The organism is Rhodovulum sp. DZ06, assembly GCF_050586345.1.
In the GTDB taxonomy this organism is placed as follows: domain Bacteria; phylum Pseudomonadota; class Alphaproteobacteria; order Rhodobacterales; family Rhodobacteraceae; genus JBOCEF01.
The window spans coordinates 1-26,069 of sequence record NZ_JBOCEF010000056.1; the positions used below are offsets into that span (position 1 = coordinate 1).

At 71.2% G+C, this 26,069-nt stretch carries 22 protein-coding genes; 5 read left to right on the forward strand and 17 right to left on the reverse strand.

The window, feature by feature from the left end; all coding sequences use genetic code 11:
- Positions 1-446 precede the first annotated feature (446 nt).
- Together ACQ5SO_RS18630 and ACQ5SO_RS18635 are read left to right on the forward strand one after the other, a co-directional pair.
- Positions 447-2,072 carry an FAD-dependent oxidoreductase gene (locus tag ACQ5SO_RS18630; RefSeq protein ID WP_430943148.1) on the forward strand — a complete coding sequence of 542 codons (1,626 nt, stop codon included), beginning with the start codon at positions 447-449 and terminating at the stop codon, positions 2,070-2,072.
- A 16-nt stretch (positions 2,073-2,088) separates the two neighbouring features.
- The gene (locus tag ACQ5SO_RS18635; protein WP_430943149.1) at positions 2,089-2,289 is read left to right on the forward strand and encodes a DUF2783 domain-containing protein; all 201 of its coding nucleotides are present in this window, start codon (positions 2,089-2,091) and stop codon (positions 2,287-2,289) included.
- 322 nt (positions 2,290-2,611) lie between these two features.
- Here the strand turns inward: ACQ5SO_RS18635 and rnhA are convergent, their stop codons facing one another.
- From rnhA to ispH, 3 genes are all read right to left on the reverse strand, one after another.
- A complete protein-coding gene (gene rnhA, locus ACQ5SO_RS18640) occupies positions 2,612-3,109 on the reverse strand; it encodes a ribonuclease HI (RefSeq protein ID WP_430943150.1) in 498 nt (165 codons plus the stop codon).
- Positions 3,106-3,759, reverse strand: a complete 654-nt coding sequence (locus ACQ5SO_RS18645) for a class I SAM-dependent methyltransferase (protein ID WP_430943151.1) — start codon at positions 3,757-3,759, stop codon at positions 3,106-3,108. Before ACQ5SO_RS18645 ends, rnhA begins: the two co-directional genes overlap by 4 nt.
- 335 nt (positions 3,760-4,094) lie before the next feature.
- Positions 4,095-5,087, reverse strand: a complete 993-nt coding sequence (ispH, locus tag ACQ5SO_RS18650; protein WP_430943152.1) for a 4-hydroxy-3-methylbut-2-enyl diphosphate reductase — start codon at positions 5,085-5,087, stop codon at positions 4,095-4,097.
- A 285-nt stretch (positions 5,088-5,372) separates the two neighbouring features.
- On the opposite strand from ispH, the gene ACQ5SO_RS18655 reads away from it, so the two are divergent.
- The 3 genes from ACQ5SO_RS18655 (at position 5,373) to ACQ5SO_RS18665 (ending at position 9,356) form a co-directional block, all read left to right on the forward strand.
- Complete coding sequence (locus tag ACQ5SO_RS18655; RefSeq protein WP_430943153.1) at positions 5,373-7,535, forward strand: type VI secretion system Vgr family protein; 2,163 nt, start codon at positions 5,373-5,375, stop codon at positions 7,533-7,535.
- A gap of 103 nt (positions 7,536-7,638) precedes the next feature.
- Positions 7,639-8,154 carry a DUF4123 domain-containing protein gene (locus ACQ5SO_RS18660; protein WP_430943154.1) on the forward strand — a complete coding sequence of 172 codons (516 nt, stop codon included), beginning with the start codon at positions 7,639-7,641 and terminating at the stop codon, positions 8,152-8,154.
- A gap of 71 nt (positions 8,155-8,225) precedes the next feature.
- A complete protein-coding gene (locus ACQ5SO_RS18665) occupies positions 8,226-9,356 on the forward strand; it encodes a Hint domain-containing protein (protein ID WP_430943155.1) in 1,131 nt (376 codons plus the stop codon).
- Here ACQ5SO_RS18665 and ACQ5SO_RS18670 read toward each other — a convergent pair.
- From ACQ5SO_RS18670 to ACQ5SO_RS18735, 14 genes are all read right to left on the reverse strand, one after another.
- Positions 9,293-10,333 carry a permease gene (locus ACQ5SO_RS18670; protein WP_430943156.1) on the reverse strand — a complete coding sequence of 347 codons (1,041 nt, stop codon included), beginning with the start codon at positions 10,331-10,333 and terminating at the stop codon, positions 9,293-9,295. The genes ACQ5SO_RS18665 and ACQ5SO_RS18670 overlap by 64 nt on opposite strands.
- Positions 10,334-10,447: 114 nt before the next feature.
- The gene (locus tag ACQ5SO_RS18675) at positions 10,448-10,759 is read right to left on the reverse strand and encodes an ArsR/SmtB family transcription factor (protein ID WP_430943157.1); all 312 of its coding nucleotides are present in this window, start codon (positions 10,757-10,759) and stop codon (positions 10,448-10,450) included.
- 241 nt (positions 10,760-11,000) lie between these two features.
- Entirely contained in the window at positions 11,001-13,763 is a 2,763-nt protein-coding gene (gene tssH / locus ACQ5SO_RS18680) for a type VI secretion system ATPase TssH (RefSeq protein WP_430943158.1), read from the reverse strand.
- Positions 13,764-13,820: 57 nt separating this feature from the next.
- Positions 13,821-15,218 carry a type VI secretion system baseplate subunit TssG gene (gene tssG, locus ACQ5SO_RS18685; RefSeq protein WP_430943159.1) on the reverse strand — a complete coding sequence of 466 codons (1,398 nt, stop codon included), beginning with the start codon at positions 15,216-15,218 and terminating at the stop codon, positions 13,821-13,823.
- Positions 15,215-17,212, reverse strand: a complete 1,998-nt coding sequence (gene tssF / locus ACQ5SO_RS18690) for a type VI secretion system baseplate subunit TssF (RefSeq protein WP_430943160.1) — start codon at positions 17,210-17,212, stop codon at positions 15,215-15,217. Before tssF ends, tssG begins: the two co-directional genes overlap by 4 nt.
- Positions 17,212-17,712: a type VI secretion system baseplate subunit TssE gene (gene tssE / locus ACQ5SO_RS18695; RefSeq protein WP_430943161.1), complete on the reverse strand. Its 501-nt coding sequence runs from the start codon at positions 17,710-17,712 to the stop codon at positions 17,212-17,214. Before tssE ends, tssF begins: the two co-directional genes overlap by 1 nt.
- Before the next feature lies 1 nt (position 17,713).
- Positions 17,714-18,610, reverse strand: a complete 897-nt coding sequence (locus ACQ5SO_RS18700) for a type VI secretion system accessory protein TagJ (protein WP_430943162.1) — start codon at positions 18,608-18,610, stop codon at positions 17,714-17,716.
- Positions 18,611-18,751: 141 nt separating this feature from the next.
- Positions 18,752-19,300 (reverse strand): type VI secretion system tube protein Hcp, encoded by a 549-nt coding sequence (locus ACQ5SO_RS18705; protein WP_430943163.1) that lies wholly within the window; start codon positions 19,298-19,300, stop codon positions 18,752-18,754.
- A 199-nt stretch (positions 19,301-19,499) separates the two neighbouring features.
- Complete coding sequence (locus ACQ5SO_RS18710; RefSeq protein WP_430943164.1) at positions 19,500-19,982, reverse strand: Hcp family type VI secretion system effector; 483 nt, start codon at positions 19,980-19,982, stop codon at positions 19,500-19,502.
- An 84-nt stretch (positions 19,983-20,066) separates the two neighbouring features.
- On the reverse strand, positions 20,067-21,551 hold the full coding sequence (tssC, locus tag ACQ5SO_RS18715; RefSeq protein WP_430943165.1) for a type VI secretion system contractile sheath large subunit: 1,485 nt from the start codon (positions 21,549-21,551) through the stop codon (positions 20,067-20,069).
- Positions 21,552-21,555: 4 nt separating this feature from the next.
- On the reverse strand, positions 21,556-22,071 hold the full coding sequence (gene tssB, locus ACQ5SO_RS18720; RefSeq protein ID WP_430943166.1) for a type VI secretion system contractile sheath small subunit: 516 nt from the start codon (positions 22,069-22,071) through the stop codon (positions 21,556-21,558).
- A gap of 98 nt (positions 22,072-22,169) precedes the next feature.
- Positions 22,170-23,651 carry an ImpA family type VI secretion system protein gene (locus ACQ5SO_RS18725; protein WP_430943167.1) on the reverse strand — a complete coding sequence of 494 codons (1,482 nt, stop codon included), beginning with the start codon at positions 23,649-23,651 and terminating at the stop codon, positions 22,170-22,172.
- 62 nt (positions 23,652-23,713) lie between these two features.
- The gene (locus tag ACQ5SO_RS18730; RefSeq protein WP_430943168.1) at positions 23,714-24,316 is read right to left on the reverse strand and encodes an OmpA family protein; all 603 of its coding nucleotides are present in this window, start codon (positions 24,314-24,316) and stop codon (positions 23,714-23,716) included.
- Positions 24,317-24,523: 207 nt separating this feature from the next.
- Entirely contained in the window at positions 24,524-25,861 is a 1,338-nt protein-coding gene (locus ACQ5SO_RS18735; protein ID WP_430943169.1) for an amidase, read from the reverse strand.
- Positions 25,862-26,069: the final 208 nt, after the last annotated feature.

Below are 26,069 nucleotides of genomic sequence, written 5' to 3' on the forward strand. Positions count from 1 at the left end.
CACCCCGCGGGTGTGGACGGCCGAGCGCGACCGCGAGATGTGGGAGGCGTTGCAGGGCTGATGGCCGAACCCGCCTTCGGCGGGCGAAGGCCCCGGCGGGGCCTTCGGGCCATCAGCGGGCGGAGCCCCGGACGGATGGCAGGTCCCGCCTTCGGGTGGTCGGCGAGCGGAGCCCCGGACGGATGGCCGAACCCGCCTTCGGCGGGCGAAGGCCCCGGTGGGGCCTTCGGGCCATCAGCGGGCGGAGCCCCGGACGGGTGGCGGGTCGCGCCTTCGGGTGGTCGGCGGGCGGCGCCCCGGATGGGCGACGGTTCCCGCCGGACCCTGAACTTGCATCACCCCCGGCGCCGTCGCGCCCCGGGGACAGGACAACCGCCGCTCGCGCCCCCGGGAGGACGCGCGGGCGGCCGGAGGGCGGCGTGGGCCGCCCGGCACGGGAGGATCACATGTTCCACGACCGCTACCAGCTCGCCTTCAAGCTCTACCCCTATGAACGCTCCGTCGACCAGGACGCCGCGGCGCCCGTGCGCCACCCGGTCGTGGTGCTCGGCGGCGGCCCCATCGGCGTGGCCACGGCGCTCGATCTCGGCCTCCAGGGCATCCCCGTCGTCGTGCTCGACGATCACGAGGGGATCGGCATGGGCTCCCGCGCCATCTGCTTCTCCAAGCGCTGTCTCGAGATCGCGCACCGCTATGGCTGCGGCGCGGAGATGGTCGAGAAGGGCGTGGTCTGGAACCTTGGCAAGGTGTTCCACGAGGACCGGAAGGTCTATGAATTCAACCTCTTGCCCGAGGACGGCCACCGCAACCCGGCCTTCATCAACCTCCAGCAGCCCTATTTCGAACGCTTCATCGTCGAGCGCGTGCGCAAGGCGCAAGCGGACGGCGCCCCGATCGAGCTGCGCGGCAAGAACCGCGTCGACAGCGTCGAGGTGAAGGAGGACCACGTGGTCCTCTCGATCACCACGCCCGAGGGGCCGTACACGATCGAGGCCGACTGGCTGATCGGCGCCGACGGGGCCAATTCGCCGCTGCGCGGGATGATGGGCCTCGATTTCACCGGGCGGGTGTTCCAGGACAGCTTCCTGATCGCCGACATCAGGATGACCGCCGATTTCCCGACCGAGCGGTGGTTCTGGTTCGAGCCGTCGTTCAAATCCTCGGGCGCCTCGGCGCTCCTGCACAAGCAGCCCGACGGGGTCTGGCGCATCGACTTCCAGATCGGCTGGGACGCCGACCGGAAGGAGGAGCTGAAGGAGGAGAACGTGCGCGCCCGCCTCGACGCCATGCTGGGGCCGGACGTGGAATACGAGCTGGTCTGGACCTCGATCTACACCTTCCAGTGCAAGCGGATGGAGAAGTTCCGCCATGGCCGGGTGATCTTCGCCGGGGATTCGGCGCACCAGGTCAGCCCCTTCGGCGCGCGCGGCGCCAATTCGGGGATGCAGGACGTGGACAACCTCGGGTGGAAGCTGGGGATGGTGATCCGCGGCGAGGCGCCGGATGCGCTGCTGGACAGCTACGACGCCGAGCGGGTCCACGGGGCGGAGGAGAACATCATGAACTCCACCCGCTCCACCGATTTCATCACGCCGAAATCGAAGATGTCCCACGTGTTCCGCAACGCCGTGCTGGCGCTGGCGCAGGACCATGCCTTCGCCCGGCCGCTGGTGAATTCGGGGCGGCTTTCCGTGCCTTGCGTCTATGACGGGCTGCCGTTGAACGGGCCCGATGCGCTATCGGGCGGGCCGGAGCGGACCCGCCCCGGCGCCCCCTGCCCCGATGCGCCGCTCGGCGGCGGGTTCCTGCTGGACGCCCTCGGCGGGCGGTTCCAGCTGCTGACCATCGACGCCGAGGCGCCGCAGGAGCTGACCGAGGACGGGGTGACGGCGGTGCGCGTCGCCGTGTCCGCGGCGGATGATCCCTCGGGCGCGCTGGCGGCGCGGTATCTCGGCGATGCGCCCTCGGGGGTCTACCTGCTGCGCCCCGACCAACATGTCGCCGCGCGCTGGGACCGCTATGACGAGGCGGCGGTGCGCGCCGCCATCCGCACCGCCTGCGCCAAGGCCTGATGGGGGAGAGACGACCATGACCGAGCTGAACACCGCCCCGAACATCGCAGACCCGGACGGGTTCTACGAGGAGCTTCTGACGGCCCATGAGGGACTGTCCGAGGAGGAGAGCATGGCGCTGAACGCGCGGCTGGTGCTGCTGCTGGCCAACCACGTGGGCGACCGCGGCGTGCTGCGCCAGGCGCTGGCGGCGGCGAAGGGGGCTGCGCGGGGCTGAGCGAAGCGGGGGGCCAGGGGGCGTCCGGGGGGGGACGCGGCGCCCCCGGGCCGCCCCCTTGTGTTGCGCCCGGCCTTCGGCCGACGACGCCCGGGATCGCGGGGGAGGAAGGGTCTCGACCCTTCCTCCCCCGCACCCCCTCCATCCCGCGCCCGCGTCGCGCGGGGCGGCGGGCGGAACAGTCTCGGGCCCGGCAGGGACGGCGCGCGCGGCGGCGCAGCCGACGCTCGGCCGAGGGGGAGCGATCCCCCGGGGGCGAGGCGCGGGGGGGAGGGCCGGCGGGCCGCGCGGGGCCGCGCCCCTGCCCCTTTCACCCCCGCCGTCAGACCTTCGGCCGCGGCTTCTTCTTCTTCGCGGGCTTGTAGGGCGCCATCCCGGCGCGGGCGAGCGCATCGGCCCGCTCGTTCTCCGGGTGGCCGGCATGGCCCTTGACCCATTCCCAGGTCACGTCGTGCCGCCGGGTCGCCTCGTCCAGCTTCTTCCACAGGTCCACGTTCTTGACCGGAGAGCCGGAGGAGGTCTTCCACCCGTTCTTCTTCCAGCCGAACATCCAGCCGGTGATCCCGCCCTTCACATAGGCGCTGTCGGTCACCACGGTGACCTTCGACGGGCGGCCCAGCGCGGCCAGCGCCTCGATCGCCGCGGTCAGCTCCATGCGGTTGTTGGTCGTCTCCGGCTCGCCGCCCGACAGCTCGCGCTCCTTCGCGACCTCCTCGCCCGGGGCGGCGCCGGGGCGTTTGGCGACCAGCAGCGCGCCCCAGCCGCCCGGCCCCGGATTGCCCGAGCAGGCGCCGTCGGTATAGGCGTAGACCTCGATCATGCGGGTTTCCTTGCGATGCAGTGGAGCATGGGGGTCGCGGCGCCGTCATAGCCCGGCTCGGCCGCGTATTCGCGCGCGTCGATCCGCTCGAACCCCGCGGCGGAGAGGAGGGCGCGCAGCTCCTCCAGCCCGTAATAGGCGTAGAAGCGGCCCAGATCGTCGCGATGCTCTCCGCTTCCGCCCTTGAGGCCCAGGTAGAACGCCCCGTCCGGGCGCAGGGCGCGGAAGATGCGCGCCAGGTGCCCCGGGAAGGCGGCGCGGGGCGCGTGGAGGAGCGAGAAGCTCGCCCATACCCCATCGTAGAGGGCGTCCTCGTCCAGCGCCTCGAACGGCGCCACGCGGACCTTGAGGCCATAGCGCGCCCGCGCCTGGGCGGCGAGTTCCGGGGACGCGTCGAGCGCGTCGACCGAGAGGCCGCTCTCGGCCATCTGCGCCGCCGCCCAGCCCGCGCCGCAGCCGAGGTCCAGCGCGCGGCCGCCCTTGGGGAGCGTCGCGATGAACTTCATCAGCCAGCCGCGGGGCGCGGTTTCCGCCGACCAGGGTGCATAGTCCGCCGCCTTGCCGTCATAGAAGGCGAGGGTCTGCGGATCGGCGTCCGGCGTCGAGGCGGACTCTGCGGCGGACTCTGCGGCGGATTTCGGGGCGGACATGGCGCGGGGCTCTCCGGGGGACGGGCGCGGGGGGCGTCCGGGGGATGTGCCCCGATGCGGCCCGCGGCGCAAGGGCGGAGGGGGGGGAGAGCGCCCCGCCTCGGGGGGCATGAAGCCCCCGCTCGGCGCCGCGCGCCGCGCCGGGGAAGGGCGGCGCCGGGCGGCAGGCGGGGGGACAGGCGCGGCCGTCGGGCGAGGCGACGGCGGCCAGCGTCGCACCGGGTTCCCCAGCGCGCAGGCGCCCGGCCAGCAACGCGTGCAAGGCCCGGGGCGCGCGGGGCGCGGGCGAGCGGGAGGGCTTGCCCCTCCCCGAGGCCGCGCCGTTCCGGGCGCCCTCAGGCCGCCGGGTCGCGCAGGATCCGCGGGGGCTTGAAGCTGACCGTCTCCACCGCCGTCTCCACCACCTCGACCTCGACGTCGTAACGGTCGCGGAAGGCGGCGATCACCTCCTCGACCAGCACCTCGGGGGCCGAGGCGCCGGCGGTCACGCCCACCGTGCGCACCCCGTCCAGCGCCCGCCAGTCGATCTCGGCCGCGCGCTGGACAAGCTGGGAATACCCCGCGCCCGCCCGCGCCCCGACCTCGACCAGGCGCTTGGAATTGCTCGAATTCGGCGCCCCGATCACCAGCAGGGCGTCAAGGCCGGGGGCCATCGCCTTCACCGCCGCCTGGCGGTTGGTGGTGGCGTAGCAGATGTCCTCCTTGCGCGGACCGACGATGGAGGGGAAGCGCGCCCGCAGCGCCTCCACCACCGCCGCGGCGTCATCCACCGACAGCGTGGTCTGGGTGATGTAGGCCAGCCGCTCCGGGTCCCGCGGGTCCAGCGCCGCCACGTCCTCGGGCGTCTCCACCAGCAGCACCTCGCCCTCGGGCAGCTGGCCCATGGTGCCGATCGTCTCGGGGTGACCGGCATGGCCGATCATCACCATCTGCAGGCCCTGTTCGTGGTGCCGCTCCGCCTCGATATGCACCTTGGAAACCAGCGGGCAGGTGGCGTCGACATAGACCATCTCGCGCCGCGCCGCCTCGGCCGGGACCGCCTTCGGCACGCCATGGGCCGAGAACACCACCGGCCGGTCGCCGGGGCATTCGTCCAGCTCCTCGACGAACACCGCGCCCTTCGCGCGCAGCCCGTCGACCACGTACTTGTTGTGCACGATCTCGTGCCGCACATAGACCGGCGCGCCCCATTTTTCGAGCGCCTGCTCCACGATCTTGATCGCCCGGTCGACCCCGGCGCAGAAGCCGCGCGGGGCGGCGAGGCGCAGGGACAGCTTCGGGCGGGCGGCGTCGGGGGCGGCGGCGGGCATGTCGGCGGCGTCGGTCATCGGGCAGGTCCTTCCCGCAAGGCGTCGGCGTCGGGGCCGGTGATGGGGCGTCCCCCCGGGAATAGGAGCGCGCGGGGCCGGTTTCAACCGCGCGCAGGGCCGCGGCGGCGCGTTGAGAACCCGTCGAAGGCCCCCGCGCACGGCCGCCGATCCCCGCCCCGCGCTTGCATGGAACGGGGGGCGCGCCTACCTTTTATGTCAGGACCGTCCGTCGCCCTTATTGGTCGGGGACCTTCGGCGGCCCTCGCGCGACTTTTTCAGTGATTGCAATGAGCCCGATTGGACATGAACGCAACCAGAACCGCCAGCCAGGCGAATCGGCAGGTGCAGGTCGGGTCCCCGCTCGGCCCCGACGCCCTGCTGTTTCACAAGCTGACAGCGCATGAGCGCCTGTCAGGCCTGTTCGAGCTCGAGCTCGAGCTCTATTCGAACGACCCGAAACTCAAGGCGAAGGACCTCCTCGCCCAGAACATGACCGTCGCCTGGAAATGGGACCCGGACGGCGAAGAACGGTACTGGTCCGGCACCTGCATGCGCTTCGGCCTGCTGCGCGGCGATGACGAGATGAGCGTCTACCGCGCCACGCTCGTCCCGCCGATGTGGTTCCTGACGCAGACGCAGAACTCCCGCATCTTCCAGGAGATGTCCGTCGCCGACATCGTCAAGGCGGTGCTGGAAGAGCACGGGATCGCCCCCGAAACCTGCGACGGGTTGACCGAAACGCTCGAATACTGCGTGCAGTGGGAGGAGAGCGACTACGCCTTCATCTGCCGCCTGATGGAGCGGCACGGCAGCTATTTCTACCACGCGCATGAAAACGGCGCCGTGAAGCTGCACATCGTCAAGGCCGGGCACAGCCACCCCTCGATGCCCCAGGCCCAGCCGGTCCCGGTGCGCGAGCCCGGCTCGGCCCGCGGCCACATGATCGAGTATTTCGAGACCTTCAGCCAGGAGGGCCGGATCCGGCCCGACACCTACACCACGCAGGACTACAACTTCCTCACCCCGCGCGCCTCGCTCGAGGGGTCCGAGACCATCGCCACCGACTACAGCACCGCCAAGCTCGAGGTCTATCACTACCAGGCCGGGCAGCGGGACGGCGGCGGGGGGGGCGCCCTCGCCGAAATCGGCGCCCAGGCGCGGCAGGCGGATGTGAACCTCTATCTCGGCGCCGGCAACGCCCGCGCCGTGGCGGCGGGCTATTGCGTCGAGATCGACACCTCAGCCGGCGCCGACTGGATGTCGGACACCGAGCTTCTGTGCATCGAAAGCCTGTGCGAGCTGGTCGAGGACGGCTACGAATCCCGCGCCTCGACGGGCGGAGAGACGACCTTCGCCATGCAGATGCGCGCGGTGCCCAAATCCACCAAGTGGCGCGCGAAGCAGGAGACCCCCTGGCCCCGCATCCACGGCGTGCAGACCGCCGTGGTGACCAACGCCAATGGCGAGGAGCTGGACGTCGACGAGTGGGGCCGCATCTGCGTCGCCTTCTCGTGGGAACGGCAGGGCATGGCCTCGATGCGCGCCCGCGTCAGCCAGATGTGGGCGGGCGCCGAGTGGGGCATGGCGATGTGGCCCCGCAACGGGCAGGAGGTGCTGGTCGAACATCTCAACGGCGACCCGGACCGGCCCATCGTCACCGGCCGCGTCTGGAACGACGCCGCCCGCCCGCCGCACGACCCGTCCTCCGACGCCTCGATCATGTCGATCAAGTCCCGCTCCACCCCCGGGGGCGGCGGGTTCAACGCGCTCGAATTCCAGGACAAGGCGGGCGAGGAATACGTCTTCATCCACTCCCAGAAGGACACCCACCTGCGCACCGGCGAGAAGCATGTCGAGCTGGTGGGGACCGAGGAGCATGTCACGGTCGGGGAGCTGTCGAAGCGCAAGGTCGACGGCGACCAGCATGAAAGCGTGACCGGGGACAACAAGCTCAAGGTCCAGGGCGCCAACCACGTCAAGGTCACCTCGGACCAGCTGGTCAAGTCCGACGCCAACATCGTCGAACAGGCCGGGCAGAACGTCCACATCAAGGCCGGCATGAACGTGGTGATCGAGGCGGGGACGCAGCTGACCCTCAAAGTCGGCGGCAACTTCGTGGTGATTTCCCAGATGGGCGTCGACATCAAGGGGGCGATGGTCAAGATCAACTCCGGCGGGTCCGCCGGAAGCGGTCCGGGCACGGCGGCGCAGGCCGCCGAGGCCCCCGAGGAGCCGATGGAGGACGAGCCCGGCTCGGAGGCGCCCGCCGCGCGCGGCCGCGACTGGGAGGCGGCCCTGCGGGCGATCAGCAGCAACCCCGCCGCAGCGGCGATGCTGGCCGCGTCGAAATCGGGCGCGCCGTTCTGCGAGGTCTGCGAGCAGGCCCGCAAGAAGAAGGAGGCCGACAAGAAGAAGGCCGGAGGCGGTGGTTCAGGCGGGGCGTCAGGCTCCGGAAAGAAGGCGTAGCGGCGCCGATGGGATCGAAAAAGATGCATCGCAAAACGCGCCTTGATCGCGGGAGAAGCCCGCGGCACTCTTGCACCCAGCCGGCTTGGGGGGCCTGAATCGCATGACGGACAAGCCCGATCTCGGACCGATCAAATCCGAGCTGGAGTCCGCCCTGTTCGGGGACCGGTTCCTGAACGCCTACGCGGTGATCGACGGGGCCAGGTGCCTCGAGCTGATGCCCGTGCTCGACGCGCAGGCGCCGCCGCACGAATGCCTGTTCATGGGCGAACTGGCCCCGGAGATGGAGATGGTCGCGCCGCACCTCGTGCAGCTCGACCGCGACAAGCCCCTGTTCCACTGGCTGTTCGAGAACGGCTGGGGCGACAGCTGGGCGATCTTCCTGACGTCCGAGCGCAGGATCCTCGACCTGCGGTCCCATTTCCGCCGGTTGACGGTGGTGGAGATGCCGGACGGCCAGTTCGTCTATTTCCGCTTCTACGACCCGCGGGTGCTGCGCAGCTTCCTGCCCACCTGCGACGCCGAGCAGACGGCGCAGATGTTCGGCGAGCCGGTGGACACCTATTTCGTGGAAAGCGACGCGGGGGCCGAGATCCTGCGCTATCGCCGGACGGGCTGAGCGCCCGGCGCCGGCCTTCAACGCCGCATTAAGCACGCCGCGCGCAGTCTTGGCGCCTCCGCGGAGGCGCCATGGCCACCTTCTACATCTTCGAGCCCGGGTCGTTCAGCGACCCGCACCTGATGCTCGACCCCAACGACACCAGCGCCGGGCAGGCCGCCGCGGGCGACGGATTCCGCTTCACCGACCTCTCGCAGGTCGCGGCGGTGGAGGTGGCGGGGACCTCTGTGCCGGATGCGGGCGTCGACCTCGCCGCCGATTTCACCGACTACGCCGGGGGGCTGCATTCCCCGCCCGAGGAGCTCGAGGCGAATTACGAGTTCATCCTGCGCGACCCGGTCACGGGATACTATTTCCGCGTCACCCAGCTGACGGTCGGCAACACCTATGTCGGGGCCGCCGTCTCCTCGGCCTGGGATGCCGGGACGGGGAGCTACCTGACCGGCCCCGACAGCGTGCCGCCGACCACCCGGGACCTGGTGCTGATCGCGGGCGACACCCTGAACGGCACGCCCAACATCGCGGATTTCAAGACGGATTCGAACTACACCTCGGGCGATCTCTACGGCAACGACGCTTACATCACCCCGACCAACGCGCCGCTGATCTGCTTCGACGCGGACACGCGGATCGAGACCCCGGGCGGGCCGGTCCCGGTCGGCGCCCTCGGGCCCGGCGACGTGGTGGAGACGCTGGACCGCGGGCCGCAGCCGCTGCTGTGGGTCGAGCGGCGGCGGGTCTGCGCCCTCTCGGCCGCCGCCGATCCGCGCCTGCGCTGGGTCGAGATCGCGCCGGGCGCCCTGGGAGGCCTCGGCGGGACCGGCCCCGCGGCGGCGCTGCGGATCACCCGCCAGCACCGGGTGCTGCTGGGCGGGCTGCTGGTCCCGGCGCGGATGCTGATCGGGCGACCGGGCGTGTCCGGGGCGCCTGCGCAGGCGATGGACTGCGTGCACCTGCTGACTCGGGACCATGCGCTGATCCGGGCGGAGGGCGCCTGGGCCGAGACGCTGCTGCCCGGGCCCCGGGCGCTGGCCGGGCTGTCCCCCGCGGGCCGGGCGGCGGCGGCGGGGGCCGGTGAGGCCCCGGCCCGCCCCCTTGCCGACGGCCGGGCGTTCCGCGCGATGCTGGCGCGCCTGCCTCAGGCGATGGCGCCCCAGGCGAAGCCCGCGCCCAGCGCCCCGGTCAGCGCGAAGCCGAGATAGAGCGCGAAGACCCGCGGTTTCGCCAGCGCCCAGACCGCCATCGCCGCGGGGATCGAGCTCACGCCCCCCGCCACCAGGAAGGCCATCGCCGCGCCCGGCGCCATGCCCTGCTCCATCAGCCCCGAGACCAGCGGCAGCGCGGCATAGCCGTTGAGGTAAGCGGGCACCCCAACCAGCGCCGCCAGCGCCACCGGCGCCGCGCCGTCTCCGCCGAGGACCGAGGTGATGTCCTCGGCCGGGACCCAGGCCAGCATCAGCGATTCCAGCAGGAAGGCCAGCAGCAGCCACTTTGCCAGGAACAGCGCCGAGCGCCGCGCCTCGGTCCCGAACTTCGCCGTGCGCGCCGGGTCCTCCCAGAACCGCCAGACCGGGCGGGCGGGCGCGCGGACCTTGCCGCCGCCGCAGCCGCCATTGCCCACGCCCTCGCGCAGCGGATCGGACAGCGCCCCGCCGCGGCTGAGCGCCAGGGTTCCGAAGCCCCCCAGCAGCCCCAGCCCGAGCGCCGCCAGCGTCTTGGCCACCGCGAAATCCACCCCCAGCGTGCCCGCGGTCAGGGCGAACATGCTCGGGTCCATCACCGGCGAGGCGAGCCAGAACGCCATCACCGGCGCCAGCGGCACCCCCATCGCCAGCAGCGCCGCGATCAGCGGGATCACCCCGCAGGAGCAGAAGGGCGAGACGGCCCCGGCCAGCGCCGCCCCGAGGATGGCGGCCGCGGGGGCGCCGCTGAAGGCCTTCGCGATCAGGTTGTCCGCCCCCGTCGCCGCCGCCCAGGCCGCGAAGGCCACCGAGGCCAGCAGGAAGGGCGCGATCCCCAGCCCTGCATCGGCCACGAAAACGGCGCTGTCCGCGGCCTGCCGCGCGTCGATCAGCGCCAGCGCGGCGAAGGCGAGGGCGAGCGCGGCCCAGACCCGGTCGACCGAGGCGATTGCCGCGCGCAGCGGCGAGGGGCGGGGGGCGTCGGCTTGGGTGGACATGTCTATATCACCAGTTTTGTGGTTGTATCAGGCCGCACGAAGGCGCGCGGCGCCGCCCGCCCCGCCACGCGGCGGGACGGTCCTGGATGTCATCGAGGCCGGCAGCCCCCGGCCTCAGGCCGCGTCGTCGTCGAGGGTCTCGACCCCCGCGCAGCACTCCGCCTCGACCGCCCGGAAGATCCCGCGCAGGGCGGCGAAGTCCGCCCGGCTGATCACCGCGCGGCCCTGTTTCTCCTGCTCCACCAGCCCGGCGGCGACGAGCGCGCCAAGGTGATGCGCCAGCGTCGAGGGCGCGAGGCCCAGGTGGCGGCCGATCTCGCCCACGCTCAGTCCCTCCGGCCCCGCGCGCATCAGCAGGCGGAACAGCTTGAGCCGGGCCTCGTGGCCCAGCGCGGCGAGGGCGGATGCGATCTCGGCGTCGGTCATGATGATTCTATATCACTGGTTTTATGGTTATGAAAGCCCCCGCGTCCCGGGCGCCCCGCGCGGCGCCTGCCGCATCCGGCCGCGAATGGGGGGCATCGCCCCCCTGAGCGGACGGATTCCGCCCTCCAGGAACGCCAAGGGGCCGGGCGTCGCCGCCCGGCCCCGTCATGCCGCCCGAAGGGTTCCGCCGCCCTTGCGGGCGCCGTTCGGGGGGGCGCCCTTCGGGCGCCCCATCCCCGGATCACTCGATCTCGTAGGCGAATTCCTCGTCCTCGACCGTCACCGAGATCTTGTTGATCGGCGATCCTTCCGCCATCCGCACCAGCACCTCGCGCGAGATGGTGGGCAGCAGCGTGTTGGTCAGGATCGCGTCGATCATGCGCCCGCCGGACTCCAGTTCCGTGCAGCGGGTGCGGATCAGGTCCAGAACCGCCTGGTCGTAGGTCAGCTCGGCCCCGTGCGCCGCCTTCACCCGCTTCTGGATCTTCTTGAGCTGCAGCGCCGCGATCATGTCGATCATCTCGTCCGACAGAGGGTAATAGGGGATCACCACCAGCCGCCCCAGCAGCGCCGCCGGGAAGTGCTTCAGCAGCTCCGGCCGCATCGCCTTGGCGATGCCCTCGGGCTCGGGCGCCAGGTCCGGGTCCTCGCACATCTTCATGATCAGGTCCGAGCCGACATTCGAGGTCAGCAGGATCAGCGTGTTCTTGAAGTCGATCCGGCGGCCCTCGCCATCCTCCATGATCCCCTTGTCGAAGACCTGGAAGAAGATCTCGTGGACGTCCGAATGGGCCTTTTCGACCTCGTCCAGCAGCACCACCGAATAGGGCTTGCGCCGCACCGCCTCGGTCAGCACGCCGCCCTCGCCATAGCCGACATATCCCGGGGGGGCGCCTTTCAGCGTGGAAACCGTGTGCGCCTCCTGGAACTCGGACATGTTGATGGTCACGAGGTTCTGCTCGCCGCCATAGATCATCTCGGCGAGGGTCAGCGCGGTCTCGGTCTTGCCGACGCCGGAAGGGCCGGCGAGCATGAACACGCCGATGGGCTTGTTCTCGGCGTCCAGCCCCGCGCGGTTGGTCTGGATGCGCTTGGCGATCATCTCCATCGCGTGGTCCTGGCCGACGACGCGGCCCTGCATCTGCTCGGCCAGGTTCAGCACCGAGTCGATCTCCGAGGACGCCATGCGGCTGACCGGGATGCCGGTCCAGTCCTGGATCACCGAGGCGACGGCCTGCCGGTCGCAGGTGGGCAGGATCAGCGGCGCCTCGCCCTGCAGCTCCTCCAGCGCGGCCATGGCCTGGGTCAGCTCGGCCATGGCGGCGTCGCGGGCCGCGCCCTCCAGCGGGCCGTCGGGGATGTCGGCGGGGTCGGCGGCCTCCACGTTCGGGCCCTCGGCGCTCTCGGCCGCCTCGTCCGCCGCGTGCTCGACCTTCGAGCCGGTGCCCTCCACGTGCCCGCCATCGCCGCGCAGCTTCGCGCGCAGGTCGAGGATCTGGTCCACGAGGGCCTTCTCGTCCTCCCAGCGTTTCTCGAGCGTCTCGAGCAGCGCCTGCTGCGCCTCGAGATCCGCGGAGACCGACGCGCCGCGGGCCTCCGTATCCAGGCCGATGGCCGTCTCGCGCGCGATGATGCCCTGCTCGACCTCCAGCGCGGCGATGCGGCGGCGGGTGTCCTCCACCTCCGGCGGCACGGCGTGCTGGGACACGGCCACGCGGGCGCAGGCGGTGTCGATCAGCGACACGCCCTTGTCCGGCAGCTGGCGGGCGGGGACATAGCGGGCAGACAGCTGCACCGCGGCCTCCAGCGCCTCGTCGAGGATCTGGATGCGGTGGTGTTTCTCTAGGCTGCTGGCGATGCCGCGCAGCATCAGGACGGCCTTCGCCTCGTCCGGCTCCTCGACCTTCACCGTCTCGAAGCGGCGGGTCAGGGCGGGGTCTTTCTCGATGTATTTCTTGTACTCGGCCCAGGTGGTGGCGGCGACGGTGCGCAGCTCGCCGCGCGCAAGCGCCGGTTTCAGCAGGTTCGCCGCGTCCCCGGTCCCCGCCGCGCCGCCGGCGCCGATCAGGGTGTGCGCCTCGTCGATGAAGAGGATGATCGGGGTTTCGGAGGACTGCACCTCGTCGATCACCTGGCGCAGGCGGTTCTCGAACTCGCCCTTCATCGAGGCGCCCGCCTGCATCAAGCCGATGTCGAGCGCCATCAGGCGCACGTTGCGCAGCTGCGGGGGGACGTCGCCGCGCGCGAGCCGCTGGGCGAAGCCCTCGACCACCGCGGTCTTGCCCACGCCCGCCTCGCCGGTCAGGATCGGGTTGTTCTGGCGGCGGCGCATCAGGATGTTGACCATCTGCCGGATCTCTTCATCCCGGCCGACGATCGGGTCCATCTTGCCGGACTTGGCCTTCTCGGTCAGGTCCTCGGCATAGGCCTCCAGCGCCGCCTGCTTGCCCGAGGGCGGCACCGCGCCCGAGGATTCGCCGGGGCGGCCGGGGTCGATCCCCGCGCTCTGCATCGACGGCTCTCCGTCTTCCGCAGACCCGCGCACGATTCCCGGCAGCCCGGCTTCGAGGTCCTCCAGCTTGATCTTGTCGAATTCGCCCGACATGCGCTTGAGGATCCGGTCCAGCCCGCTCGTCGCCAGCCCCCCGAGGATGATGTAGCCCGAGCGCACCTTGTCGTCGTCGAACCGCATCGCGCCCAGCACGAAACCGCGCTCGATGATCTCGAACACGTGGTCCGAGATGTCCGACAGCGTGGTGGACCCGCGCGGCAGGGCGTCGATGCTCGCCGTCAGGTCGGCCGCGAGCCGCCCCGGGTCGATGCCGAAATGCTGCACGATCTTCGCCACGTCGCCGTTCTCGGCGAGGCACAGCTGCTCGACCCAGTGGACCAGCTCCACGTAGGGGTTGCCGCGCAGCTTGGCGGATTTCATCGCGTTCTCGAGCGCGCGGCGGGCGGGCGCGTTCAGCTTCTTCAGAACGTCGGAGCGCTTCATTCCGGACATCTCAATCCTCCGTGTCGGCCCCTCGCGCGCGCGGGGGTTTTCTCAATCAATAGCAGGTCATCGGCGGTCGGCGCCGGAAAAGGCGCCTTCCAGGACGAGATCGTCGAGGTCCCGCATCGGCGGCGCGGAACTGAGCCAGCAATCCCAGCCGAGGCGGACCGTGCCGTCGAGCTTCGGGGCGGGCGCCTCGCCGACGTCGAGCACGGGCTGAAGCTCCCACGCCAGCGCGAGGCCGAGATAGGCGCGCATCGCGTCGCGCAGCACCGGGAACAGGGCGCCCGAGCGCAGAAGGTCGCGGTATTGCGCCAGCCCCAGCGGCGCGGTGCGCAGCCGGATCCGGGTCTGGAGCGAGTAGTAGCGGTCCCCCACCACGATGTCCTGGCCGAGCCGCATCCCCCCTTCTTCGCCGAATTCATGCGGCGGGGCGAAGCGGGCGCGCTGGTCGGGCGAGATGGGGAGCCATTCGCCGATGAATTCCAGCGCCTCGACCGGGGCGCCCACGGCCTCGGTCGCCACGGCGGCGGCGCCGGCGGCGGATTTGGGCCCCGAGGCGAACCAGCCCGAGAGGCGGCGGCGCAGCTCCTCGGGCAGCGCATCGCGGCCGCGCCAGGCGCGGGGGTCGGCGCCGTGGGCGCCCTGCACGGCGCCGAGCCAGCCTTCCCACGGGTCGGCCCCCGGCCGGTCGCGCCCGACGGCGATCTGCGCGCGCTCCCACGCGGCGTAGAGAAGCGAGATCAGCCGGTGGTGGAAGATGTCCGCGAAGGCCGGGGTCGCGTCGTCGCGCCGCCCGTCATCGTCGCGCTGCAGCAGCTCCTCGGTGATGAATTCCGGCATCGCGCCGTTCGGACCCCAGAGGCCGAACTGGAAGCCCAGCAGCTCCATCGGGCCGCTGTCCTCGGGGTCGCGGCGCTGGTAGTGGCGCAGCTCGGAGGGCGAGAAGGCCAGCGTCGGGATATGGCCGAAGCGCACCGGGTCCTTGGCCACGCGGTCCGAGGTCCCGATCCGCGGCTTGTCCTGGTTGGCGGCCTGGATCAGGCGCACGGCGGCGGTGAACTCCCACCCCGTCGGATCGGCGGCGAGCTCGGCCAGCGCGTCCTGCATGGCCTGGCGCAGCTCCTCGGGCGGGGGCGCGTCGGGTTCGGGCGGCGGCGGCGGGGCGTCATACCAGCCCTCGGCGTCGGGAACGCGGGTGACGGGGGCGGGCTCGGGCTCGGCGGCCGGGCCGGGGGGCCGCGCGAAGGGATCGGGCGCGCCGGGGGCGCCGACGACGACGGTGCGCGGCGCCTCGCCCGGGGCGCCGCCGAACGGGTCGGGCCCGGCGCCGGGCGCAGGGGCGAAGGGGTCGGGCGCCAGGGGTTGGTCGCCCCCCTGCCCCGACCCGCTTCCGCCCGGGCCGTCGCGATCCGCGCCGCCCCCGCCAAGGCCGAAGGGATCGTCGTCCGCGCCTCCGCTCACAGCGTGGCCCTCGTGCCCGAGCGGCGGGGCCAGAGGCACCGCTCATGCCCCTTGGTGTCGAGCACGCGCACCTGGGTGAAGCTGTTCGCCGCCGCATACCCGGCCAGAAACCGGTCGAGGATCGCGGCCAGCACCGGGCTGCGCTCCTGCGCCTCGTCGAGGGTGATCGAGACCTCAAGCCCCCGGCCGAACACGATCGGCTGCGGGCGCCCGGCCGGGTCCGGCGGCGCGTGCAGGCGCCCCGAGATCACCCGGCTTTCCACCTTCCGCACCGCGTCGGCGAGGCGCAGCGCGCCGCGGTCATCCTCGGGGGCGTAGAGCGACAGAAGCTGGCGCATCGCCGCGTCGCCGCCGCCGTTCTCGGTGTCGATCAGCGACAGGTAGTTCAGCGACAGGTGGCTGATGATGTGCCACAGCCGCGGCCCGGCGGGCGCGCCCGAGCGGGGCAGCGACGGCCCCGCGGCGATGCGGATGCCGGTGCAGCCGAGGTCCTCGGCGCAGGTCAGCTGCGTGGTCGCCGATTCCCCGCCCACGTAAAGCGGCAGGTGCCGGTTGGTCACCCGCGCCTTGACCGTAAGCCGTTCCAGCCGCGGGGAAAACGGGACCGCGGCCTCGTCCACCAGGCTCACATACACCTCGTCGCCGCGATATTGCTTGAGCTGCGCATTGCCCTTGCTGTCCACCGGCTCGGCCCGCGGCGCCCGCGAGAGCGCGTAGAACCGGCGCGAGCCGTCGTCGCGCGCGCCGAAGCCCGAGGTGGAGAAGAAGGGCCGGAATTCCTGCGCCGCGCCGCCCGCGGGCCAGCCCTCGACCGAGACCACGGAATGCACCTCGTAATCCGTCGGGGCCGCGCGGTCGGGCAGCACGTGGTGCTCGACCTTCTTCAGGTTCAGCCGGATGTCGTCGCAGGACATCTCGTAGAGGTTCACCGCCGGCACGCAGTTGAGCTTCACCGCCCCCGGCCCGTTCAGCCCCTTGAGCGGCCCGAACCCCGAGGAGAGGGCGAAGACCACCTCGATCTCCCGCGCCTCCCCCGCCGCGGCGAAGGCGCGCGCGAGGCCCGAGAGGCGCATGAACTGGAACCGCTCGGGGAGCGAGAAGAACTCGTGCAGCAACCGCGCCCCGTCATAGGAGCGCAGGTCGTAGGGCAGCAGCGCGTCATCCTCGACCGGCAGCCCGTCGCCATGCGCGGCGCGCTCGAAGCCCAGCGGCTCGGCCCGGAGCGGGAAGACCCGCGGCTTCTCCCCGCGCGCCTGCGGGGGGATGATCGCCTCGACCCGCGGACAGGCCATCAGGCAGGCCTCGAACAGCGATTGCGGCTGGCGGCCGCGCCCGGCGAAGAACAGGTCGAGCTCGTCGCAGACCAGCGCCGACATCGGCTGGTCCTGCGAGATCTGCAGGCGCATCACCAGCCCCGCCTCGACCTTCAGCGGGTGCGAGCCCTCCTCCTCGACCCGCAGGGCGGCGCGGCGGCGCAGCTCGGTCTCGGCCGCGTGGACGGTGGTCTCGGACCGGCTGACCACGGCGGGGCGGTCCGACAGGTACTCCATCTCCGGCGGGCGGAAGGGCCAGAGGCGCACCGAGCGGCCGGTCACGAAGGGCACCCGCTTGCGGCCCGCGCCCGAGGACTGGGCCCGAAGCTCCACCCCCTTGCGCACCAGCGGCCCGTCGATCAGCCCCGAATCGTCGTGATCGGGCGTCAGCTCGGCCACGATCATCGACGGGGTGGGGGCCGAGAGGTGCGGATAGACGACCGACAGCAGGTTCTGGCTGAAGCGCGGGAATTCCTGGTCCAGCTTGTGCTGCACCCGGGCGGCGAGATAGGCGAACCCCTCCAGCAGCCATTCCACGAACGGGTCCTGCACCGCCACCGCGTCGCCCAGCCCGAGGCGGGCGGCGATCTGGCGGAACTTGCGCCGCTCGGCGAATTCGCGCGCATGGCTGTCGAGATGCGCCAGCTCCCGCTCGTAGAGGGTCTTGAGCGGCTCTTCCATCAGGAGGTCTCCACCTCGACCACGGCCTTGTTCAGCTCCACGTCCCAGGTCGAGGACAGGTAGATCTGCTCGGGCACCGGGGTCGCGTAGATCTCGCCCATGATCTCGAATTTCAGCGGCTTTTCGGGGTCCACCTGGCCCTTGTCGGTCACCGTGGTGACGCGCACGCGCACGGTGTCGGGCCGCAGGCGCGGCTCGAAGGCCAGGATCACGTCGCGCAGGCGGCGCTCAAGGCCCGTCGCGTCGATCCCCGCGGCGATGCGGCCGGTCAGGTCCGGCGCGCCGAAATTCAGCACCGAGCGGCGCATCCGAGGCCAGCCGTCCAGCGGCTCGGTGGTGTCGAGGGAGGTGGCGTTGAACAGGTTCTCCAGGTCGCGCTTGACGTGGGCGCGCAGCTGCTCGGCGGTCAGGAAATGGTCGTCGATCGGCAGGCCCCCGGCGCGGCGGTCCTTCAGCCGGTCGCGCAGGGAGGGCCAGAAGCGTTCGCTGTCCGCGGGCATGTCACGCCCCGGAGGACGTATCGGAGGAAGGGTCGGAGCTCAGCTTCATCTCGGCCGACAGGTCCGCGCCGCCGGCGTCGAAATTCATCTCCACCTCCGGGGCCTCGAACTCGATCACCCGCACGTCGAGCAGCGACAGGTCGTCCTGGTCGGTGGCGAGCATCTTCTGGCCGCGGCCGCGATACATGCCCTCGCCCATCTCCTCCCAATCCGTCTTGCGGGCCATCACCTCGGCCGCGTCGCCGCTGGTTTCGGCCCCCGGGTAGCGGGCGGGGACGAGGATGCCGAAAGACCCGCCATTGGTCAGGGTCAGCGCGCCTTCCATCCACACGAGGTCGCGCAGGTCCCTGGGGGCCTCGAGCTCAAGCTTGGCGATGTGCTGGAACGGGAGCCAGTGATAGGCGCCGTCCACCACCGCCTCCAGCGCCGGGCCGAAGCGGGCGTCGGCGTCGGTGATCCAGTCGAAGGGCTTGCCGTCGACGGTTCCCTTGCGGGTCGGGGCCTCGGCATAGGCGTCCTGGCGCAGGCTGGTCGCCAGCGCGGGGTCGGCGGCGTCCTGGCGCAGCGCCTCGCCCAGCTTGGCGATCCACGCTTCGGGCGGGCCGAAGACGGGGGGCAGGGTCTTGCCCGCGATCACGTCGGCGCGGGCGACCATGGCGTCGATCCCGGCGGAGTAGATCGCGGCGAAGCCGATGGCGGTGGCGTCCATCTCGGCGAAGAGCTGCAGCTGTTTCTTCGCCCGGTCCCATTCGCCGGTCAGGCACAGGAACTGGAACAGGAAGGCGCGGGCGGCGGCGTCCTCGGGCTTGCTGCGCACATGCTTGAACAGCGCCTCGCGGCATCCCTTCAGGTCGCCCTGCTTCAGCGCCTCCTCGGCCGCGCTCGCGGTCTTGCTCATCTCGTCTTCCCCCCGGCGCTTCGGCGCGGTCGCAATCGTCTGAAACCAACGCCCGCCAGACTAAGGGCAAGCCGCCGCGGGGCCAAAGGATTTCCGCGCCCTGACGTCGGGCGCGGTGGGGGAAACCGGGTCCCGCGCGCCTTACCAGGCGGTGTTGGCCTGGACGTCGATGCCGCCCTCGTGCTCGCTCTCGACCGCGCCGAGATTGCCCTGCACGCGATAGGTCATGCGCAGCCGCGCGAAGCCGAGGCGCAGCGTCTCCTTCAGCTTCTCGGACGGGTCATCGGTGATGATGTCATAGGACCGGATCGAGACGTTCTCGAGGTGGAAGGTCACGTATTCCAGCGTCGCGCCCCCGGCCTTGAAGACCTTGAGCTGCGCGGTCTCGTAGACGCCGCCGACGAAGCAGGCCTGCAGAAGGGCCGGGCTGGCCTTGTCGATCTCCTTCAGCACCTCGATCTCGCGCGCCGCGGCGACGCCCGCGGAGCCGCCGCCGCCCACGGCCCAGGTCCCGGTGTATTCCTCACCCCAGTTGAAATCGTAGAGGTCCATCGCGTCGTGCTGGAAGCGCGATTCCCCGAGGATCTCGGGGACGTCGCCCCCCGACAGCCGCGGACCGACGAAGAGGGTGATCTTGCGGTGCTTGGACGTGGCGCGGCCAAGGGCGCCGCTGGTGACGTAGGGGGGCATGGCTCTCTCCAATCCGGTTTTCACGAAGATCCCGCGGGTCACGCGCGGGCGCGGGCGAAATGACGGCGACGGGTCCGGCGTCGGCTGAAAATTGCAGCCGGAAACCCGAAACCGGGTTGGAGTTTATTAACGAAAAAAGGCCGACGCATGGCGCCGGCCCTTTCCCTGTCCTGTCGAGGAGCTTGAAGATCGCGTCCGGTCAGACGGCGATGTTCTGCTCGACGTCGAAGCCCATCTCGTACTCGGCCGCCGCGGAGCCGTCGTCCGCCTGCTCCTTGTACTTGATCTTGATGACCGCGAAGTTCAGCGACACGGTCTCGATCACGTCGTCGCCGCCGGCGGTGCCGGTGGTCTGGACCGAGGAGATGATGATCTTCTCGAGGTCGATCTTGTAGTAGTCGAGGTTGGTGCCGCCGACCTTGTAGACGGTCAGGGTGCCGGTCGGGATGTGGGCGCCGTCGCAGCAGCGTGCCATCAGGTCGCACGAGGCCGCGTCGATCGCCTTGGTCAGCGTCACGTCCTGCATGTTGACGATGCCGCCGCCGCCGCCGCCGCCGGTGTGCCAGGTGCCCGACTGGGTCATCCCGAAGTTCCAGGAAGAGATGTCGATCTCGCCGGCGTGGCCGTCCTTCTTGGACTCACCACCGATGTCGTCGAGACGCAGGATCATCTGAACAGCCATAACGTTTCTCCTTGGTTGGCTGGTTTCTCTTCAATCAACCGGCGCACCCCAAAGAAATAGGGGCGGGGTGCGCCGCAATACCCGTTAGCCTTTCTCCGAAGGGAGCTTGGAGACGAGCCGCAGGGAAACATTCACGCCCTCGAGCTGATAATGAGGACGCAGGTAGAACTTGGCGCCGTACATCCCGGGGTTCTCGGGATCCTCTTCCACCTTCACTTCAGCGGAAGCCAGCGGACGCCGCGCCTTCTGGTCTTCGGTGGCCTTCGACTGGGACAGCACGTACTGCTGGATCCAGGCGCCGAGCCACTTTTCCATGTCCTCCCGCTCCATGTAGGAACCGACTTTGTTCCTGACCATGTGTTTCAGATAGTGAGCGAAGCGGGAGCATGCAAACATGTACGGAAGCCGCGCGCCCAGGTGTGCGTTTTTGGTCGCATCCGGGTCGTCATACTCCACCGGCGCATGCAGGGACTGCGCGCCGATGAACGCCGCCATGTTGGAATTCTGCTTGTAGATCAGGGGCATGAGGCCAAGGTTGGCCAGCTCCATCTCGCGCCGGTCGGTGATCGACACCTCGGTCGGGCACTGCTCGGCGAAGGTCCCCTTCTCGGTCGGGAAGGTGTGCGTCGGCAGGTCTTCCACCGCGCCGCCCGATTCCACGCCGCGGATGCGCGAGCACCAGCCGTACATCTTGTGCGCGCGGGTGATGTTGGCGGCCATGGCGTAGGCCGAGTTGGCCCAGGAGAACTTGGTGGCGTCGGCGCCGCCGGTGTCCTCCTCGAAGTCGAACTCGTCGACCGGGTTGTTCTTGCCGTAAGGGCGGCGGGCCAGGAAGCGCGGCAGCGCCAGGCCGATATAGCGCGCGTCCTCGCCCTCGCGCAGGGCGCGCCACTCGGCATAGGGCGGGGTCTGGAACAGGGTCGCCAGGTCCTTGCGCTTGCCGATGTCGGCCCAGTCGTCGAGGTCGAACAGCGACGGCGCGGTGCCCGAGATGAAGGGCGCGTGCGCGGCGGCGGCGATCTTGCCCATCCCCTTGAGGATGTCGATGTCGCGGCCCGAATGGTCGAACTGGTAGTCGCCGACGATGGCGCCGTAGGGCTCGCCGCCCAGCACGCCGTAGCCCGATTCATAGAGCTTCTTGAACAGCGGCGACTGGTCCCAGTCGGTTCCGGGGAACTTGGACAGGGTCTTGGCGATCTCCTTCTTGGAGATGTTCATGACCTTGATCTTCAGGTCCACGCCGGTCTCGGTGCGGGCGGTGAGGAAATGGAGCCCCCGCCACGCGCTTTCCATCGACTGGAAATCCTCGTGGTGCAGGATCTCGTTGATCTGCGCGGTCAGCGTGGCGTCGATCTCGGAGATCATCGCCTTGATCTGCTGCACCACCTCGCCGGGGATCATGTTGGCCTTGGACAGGGCCTGTTCGGCCAGCGTCTTGACGGCCTTCTGGATCTCCTGCTTGGCGTAGTCGTTCCGCGGCTTGAATTCCTTGTCGACGCTTTCGAGGAAGCCGTCGAGCGAGAGTTCCTCGGCGGCGCCGCCGGCGGCCTGGGCTTCGGTCTCGGACATTCGATTATTCCTCCGCCGGCTTGTCGCCGGACTGGCCGAGCGACTTCATCAGTTCGGGGTTCTTGAGCAGGTCTTCGACCAGCTTCTCGGCATTGGCCTTGCCGTCCATGAAGGTCAGCAGCGACTGCAGCTGGTTGCGCGCGTCCAGCAGCTCCTTCAGCGGCGCGACCTTCTCGGCGATCTTGGCCGGGGTGAAATCGTCCATCGAGGTGAAGGTCATGTCGACGGGCAGCTCGCCGCCCTCTTCGCCAAGCTTGTTGGGCACGCGGAAGGCGACCCGGGGCTTGGTGCCTTCCATGAACTTGTTGAAGGTCGAGATGTCGACGTCCTCGAACTCCCGCTCATCGACGGGGACCATCTCCTCGCCGTCCTGGGGCTTGCCCTTGAGGTCGGACATGACGGCCATCACGAAAGGCAGGTTCACCTTCTTCTGCGCGCCGTAGACCTCGGTATCGTATTCGATCTGGACGCGGGGGGCGCGGTTGCGCCCGATGAATTTCTGGCTGCTGTCGCCGGCCATCATGGACCTCCTGGGGCTTCGATCAATCGCTTGGGCGCACTAGGCGGCGCCGGGTGTGACACGTGTGTGAAACGCTTGCGCCTGACGCAAGGATCACATCACGTTTTGCGGGGATGGAGAAGAAGTTTCGCGCCGCCCGCGCCCTCGGGGGCGAGCTCCTTGAGGATGTCGGGGAAGGTCCGGTCCACCAGCGGCTTGGCCCGGCGCAGGAAGGCCGGAACGACGCTGTTGGGGTCGGTCGCCTCGAAATGCTTCACCAGCCGGTCGATGGCGGAGCGCACGTCGGCGGGGGTCTCGATCGGCCCGCCGGGAACCGCCGGGCCGCCATCCGCGGCGACCTCGACCGTCGCGGCGGCTTTCAGCGCGGCCGAGGCGGCGTCGACGGCGTCCATCTGCTCGGTCGACGGCACGTAGCCGTCGCGCAGGGTCTGCTTGACGGACTCCACCGCCGCGTCCAGCTGCGCCGAGGCGGCGGCGATCTTCGCCGGGTCGGGCGCGGCCGGCGCGGCGGGCGCGGCCCCGAGCTTGTCGGCCTTGAGGCCCGCGAGCGGCAGCGCCGCCTCCTCCCACGCCCCCGGGGCGATCTGTTCAAGCACCTCCGAGAAGCTCGAGCCCATCAGTTCCGTCAGCCGCGCGATCACCAGCGGCACGGGGCTGGAGCGCCCCGAGGCGGCGTAATGCGCGATCACGCCCTGCATCAGCGCCTCGGCCTCGGCCCGCGATTTCAGATCCCCCGCGGCGGGGCGGCGCACCGGCGCGGCGGCGGCGCCGGCGGCGGGGGCCTCCTCCTCTCCCTCCGGCGCCTCCTGCGGGGCCGCCTCGGCCTCCGGCGCGTCCAGGAACGGGGCCAGCAGCGTCTGCACCTTGTCGAGCGCGTCGAGCGGGTCCTTGGCGGCCAGCGGCTCGGACCCCTCCTGCGCCGAGACGAAGGAACAGATCTCGGCCAGCGTCGCCTTGGCCGCGGCGGCGGCGGCATGGGCCTCGACCAGCTTCGGGCCGACATTCTCCTCGGCGATCAGCTGCTCCAGCGCCGCCTCGGTCAGCGACAGCTCGCCCTCCGCGGCGGAGGCGGAGCCGGAGGCGATCTGCAGCGTGCGCAGGGTGATCGGCCCGGCCATGCGGGAGACGTGGAGCGGCGCCTTCTCCAGGGGCTTGGCGAAGGCGTTGGCGTCCGACAGGCCCCGCAGCGCCGCCACCCGTTCCCAGTAATCGCCGTCCTCGTCGCCCTGGGGGTGCATGTCCTCCCAGAAGGTCTTGAGGTTGAACAGCAGCGCGTCGAGCGCGGCGGCATAGGCGGTGATCCCGCCCTCGGCCATCTCGGCCTTGGCGAGGTTGATGAACACGGCGCAGTCGCGGGACTTCTTCAGCAGCTCGCGCGCGGCGGGGCGCACCTTGGACCAGTCCGGCGGGCTGGGCGGCAGGTCCACGTTGTTGATCGGGTCATAGCGCCCGGGCCGGGGGGTCGAAAGCTGGCGGAGCGTGGCATAGGCCTCGTCCCGCTGCATGTTCGGCCCGCAGGGCTCGGCCGGGGTCACCGGCTTGTAAAAATCGTCTTCAAGCCGGTAGGCGGACTCGGTCATGGGGACTTCCGGGAAATGACGTCAGGACGACGTTGTCAGGATGGGCGGCCAGGACGGGACGGTCAGGACAGGGACTTGATCTCGACCCGCCGGTTCGCCGGGGCGTCGGGACGGTCGGGGATCTTCAGGCGGGTCTCGCCCATCCCCACCGGGGTCAGGCGGCGCCCGTCCAGCCCGCATTCGGGACCGGAGAGCCAGCCGGCCACGGATTCGGCGCGGGACTGGGACAGGATCAGGTTCTCGCGCGCGTCGCCGGCGGCGTCGGTATGCCCGACGATCTGGTAACGGCGCGGGCCCGCGCGCAGGTCGGCGCGCAGCGCGGCGCAGAGGGCCGCAAGCTGCCGCACCGCGGGCGGCGACAGCGCGGCGGAACCGGAGGCGAACAGGATCTCGAGGTCGATGGTCACCGGCGCGGCGGCGGCGGGCGCGGTTCCGCGCAGGCGGTCCGTGCGCTTGTAGGGGGCGGCGGCGGTCTGCACCCCGTCGCCGCCGCGCTGCATCATCAGGCGGCGGGCGATCTCCGAGGCGTCCATCTCGGCCGCCGGCGCGGCGACGGGGGCCGCCGACAGCAGGGCGGCCAGAAGGGGGGCCAGAAGGGGGGCCAGCACGGCGGGCGGCAACGCGGCGCAGACGCCGCGGCGCGGATGTCCGGATGCCCTCGCCATCGTCGCTGCGCTCCTCCCCTGGCTGCGCGATCCCCGCGCGGCGCCTGTCCGCCGCCGCGGGGACCGAAAGTCTGGGGCGAGCCCGCCCGCCGCGTCAAGCCCGGCGGAAGGGCGAATGCGCTGTTTGCACCGCCGGGCGGCGGGGTCGCGGCCCCGCGACGCCCCCGCAGCCCCCCGTTTCGCCCCCGGGCTGGCGCGGTCGCGCCCTCAGCGCACGCCCAGCGCGGCCTCGGCGGCGACGCCGAGGCGGCACAGCGCCCGGTCCATGTTCGGCGCGGCGGTCAGCATGATCCCGCAGGCCGGGGTTCCCGTCGGCAGGGTCAGCGAACACAGGCCGAGCAGGTTGCCCACCCTTGTGTTGCGAAGCGCCAGCAGGTTCTCGGAGGCGTAATAGGCGTCATCCTCGAGGCACCGCTTGACCGAGGGCGGCAGGATCGGCGCGGTCGGCGCCAGCACCGCGTCATACCCGGCCATCGAGGCGACGGCCGAGGCGCGCAGGGCCTTCAGCTCCTCCCACGCCTTCACGAACTGCGCCGCCGAGACGTTCGCGCCGTTGGCGAAGCGGGTGCGGACCGAGGGGAACATCTTCTCGCCCTGCGCCTCGATCACCTCGGACCAGATCCCCCAGGCCTCGCCCACCACCACCGCGGCCGAGAGCGGCAGGCAGTCGGCGAATTCGCGCAAGGCGCCGCGCTCGATCACCGCGCCCGCGGCCTCGAGGCGCTTCACCGCGTCCTCGAACGCCGCGCCGGGGCCCTCGCGCACGTCGCGCTGCATCACGCCGTCCTCGACCAGGAACCGGCGGCCTTCGAGCGAGGCGTGGGACAGGTCCGGCGCCGCGGCGCATTCCATGATGGCGGCGAGGTGGGCGCAATCCTCGACCGAGCGGGCGATCGGCCCGGCGGTGTCGAAGCTGGGCGCAAGGTCCACCGTGCCGTCCCCCGGGATGCGGCCATGGGTGGTCTTCAGGCCCACGAGGTCGTTCCAGGCGGGCGGGATGCGGATCGACCCGCCGGTGTCCGAGCCGATGCCCGCCGCCGCCAGCCCCGCCGCGACCGAGGCCGCGGCGCCCGAGGACGAGCCGCCCGGCGCCCAGTCCGGGTCGTGCCGGTTGGGCGCGGTCGCGGTCACCGGGTTCACCCCGAGGCCCGAGAAGGCCAGCTCCGTCATGTGGGTCTTGCCCAGGCAGACCAGCCCGGCGCGCGAGCCCCGGGCCAGCGCCTCGGCATCCGCGCCGGGGGTGCGGCCCGCCAGCATGGCCGAGCCCGCCTCGGTCGCCACCCCGGCGCTGTCGAACAGGTCCTTCCAGGAAATGGGGACCCCGTCGAGCAGCCCCCGGCGGGTGCCGGTGCGGGCGCGGTGCGCGGCGGCCGCCGCCTCGGCCCGCGCCCGCTCGGGGGTGGTGCGGGCGTAGATCCGGTCCGCCTCGGGATGCGCTTCGATGGCGGCGAGATGCGCCTCGGTCAGCACCACCGGGTCCGTGTCCCCCGCCGCGATCGCCCGGCCCATGTCGCAGGCGGTCATGCCCAGAAGCTCTGCGCTCATCCCTGTCTCTCCCTCTCGGCGGCTGTCCCGCCCTGTCCCTGTTTCGCGGGCGAGCCTAGCCGCGCCCCCCGCCCCCGGCAACGCCAAGCGGAACGCGATCCGCCTGGCGGCGCCGCGGCGGGTCCCGGCGCCTGCCGCCCCCGCAGGGGTGCGGCGGGGGGGGGGGAGAGGGGGGGGGGAGAACCCCACAAACCAACCACCCCCCTTC

What these genes read in the sequence shown, in the direction of transcription:
- ACQ5SO_RS18730 (WP_430943168.1), bottom strand. Translation starts at nt 24,316, where the DNA reads ATGGCGAGGGCATCCGGACATCCGCGCCGCGGCGTCTGCGCCGCGTTG.
- rnhA (WP_430943150.1), bottom strand. Translation starts at nt 3,109, where the DNA reads ATGATCGAGGTCTACGCCTATACCGACGGCGCCTGCTCGGGCAATCCG.
- tssE (WP_430943161.1), bottom strand. Translation starts at nt 17,712, where the DNA reads ATGCCCGCGGACAGCGAACGCTTCTGGCCCTCCCTGCGCGACCGGCTG.
- tssH (WP_430943158.1), bottom strand. Translation starts at nt 13,763, where the DNA reads ATGTCCGGAATGAAGCGCTCCGACGTTCTGAAGAAGCTGAACGCGCCC.
- ACQ5SO_RS18700 (WP_430943162.1), bottom strand. Translation starts at nt 18,610, where the DNA reads ATGAGCAAGACCGCGAGCGCGGCCGAGGAGGCGCTGAAGCAGGGCGAC.
- ACQ5SO_RS18710 (WP_430943164.1), bottom strand. Translation starts at nt 19,982, where the DNA reads ATGGCTGTTCAGATGATCCTGCGTCTCGACGACATCGGTGGTGAGTCC.
- ACQ5SO_RS18725 (WP_430943167.1), bottom strand. Translation starts at nt 23,651, where the DNA reads ATGACCGAGTCCGCCTACCGGCTTGAAGACGATTTTTACAAGCCGGTG.
- tssB (WP_430943166.1), bottom strand. Translation starts at nt 22,071, where the DNA reads ATGGCCGGCGACAGCAGCCAGAAATTCATCGGGCGCAACCGCGCCCCC.
- ACQ5SO_RS18665 (WP_430943155.1), top strand. Translation starts at nt 8,226, where the DNA reads ATGGCCACCTTCTACATCTTCGAGCCCGGGTCGTTCAGCGACCCGCAC.
- ACQ5SO_RS18660 (WP_430943154.1), top strand. Translation starts at nt 7,639, where the DNA reads ATGACGGACAAGCCCGATCTCGGACCGATCAAATCCGAGCTGGAGTCC.
- ACQ5SO_RS18630 (WP_430943148.1), top strand. Translation starts at nt 447, where the DNA reads ATGTTCCACGACCGCTACCAGCTCGCCTTCAAGCTCTACCCCTATGAA.
- ACQ5SO_RS18705 (WP_430943163.1), bottom strand. Translation starts at nt 19,300, where the DNA reads ATGCCCCCCTACGTCACCAGCGGCGCCCTTGGCCGCGCCACGTCCAAG.
- ACQ5SO_RS18735 (WP_430943169.1), bottom strand. Translation starts at nt 25,861, where the DNA reads ATGAGCGCAGAGCTTCTGGGCATGACCGCCTGCGACATGGGCCGGGCG.
- tssF (WP_430943160.1), bottom strand. Translation starts at nt 17,212, where the DNA reads ATGGAAGAGCCGCTCAAGACCCTCTACGAGCGGGAGCTGGCGCATCTC.
- ACQ5SO_RS18675 (WP_430943157.1), bottom strand. Translation starts at nt 10,759, where the DNA reads ATGACCGACGCCGAGATCGCATCCGCCCTCGCCGCGCTGGGCCACGAG.
- ACQ5SO_RS18645 (WP_430943151.1), bottom strand. Translation starts at nt 3,759, where the DNA reads ATGTCCGCCCCGAAATCCGCCGCAGAGTCCGCCGCAGAGTCCGCCTCG.
- ispH (WP_430943152.1), bottom strand. Translation starts at nt 5,087, where the DNA reads ATGACCGACGCCGCCGACATGCCCGCCGCCGCCCCCGACGCCGCCCGC.
- tssC (WP_430943165.1), bottom strand. Translation starts at nt 21,551, where the DNA reads ATGTCCGAGACCGAAGCCCAGGCCGCCGGCGGCGCCGCCGAGGAACTC.
- ACQ5SO_RS18655 (WP_430943153.1), top strand. Translation starts at nt 5,373, where the DNA reads ATGAACGCAACCAGAACCGCCAGCCAGGCGAATCGGCAGGTGCAGGTC.
- ACQ5SO_RS18670 (WP_430943156.1), bottom strand. Translation starts at nt 10,333, where the DNA reads ATGTCCACCCAAGCCGACGCCCCCCGCCCCTCGCCGCTGCGCGCGGCA.
- ACQ5SO_RS18635 (WP_430943149.1), top strand. Translation starts at nt 2,089, where the DNA reads ATGACCGAGCTGAACACCGCCCCGAACATCGCAGACCCGGACGGGTTC.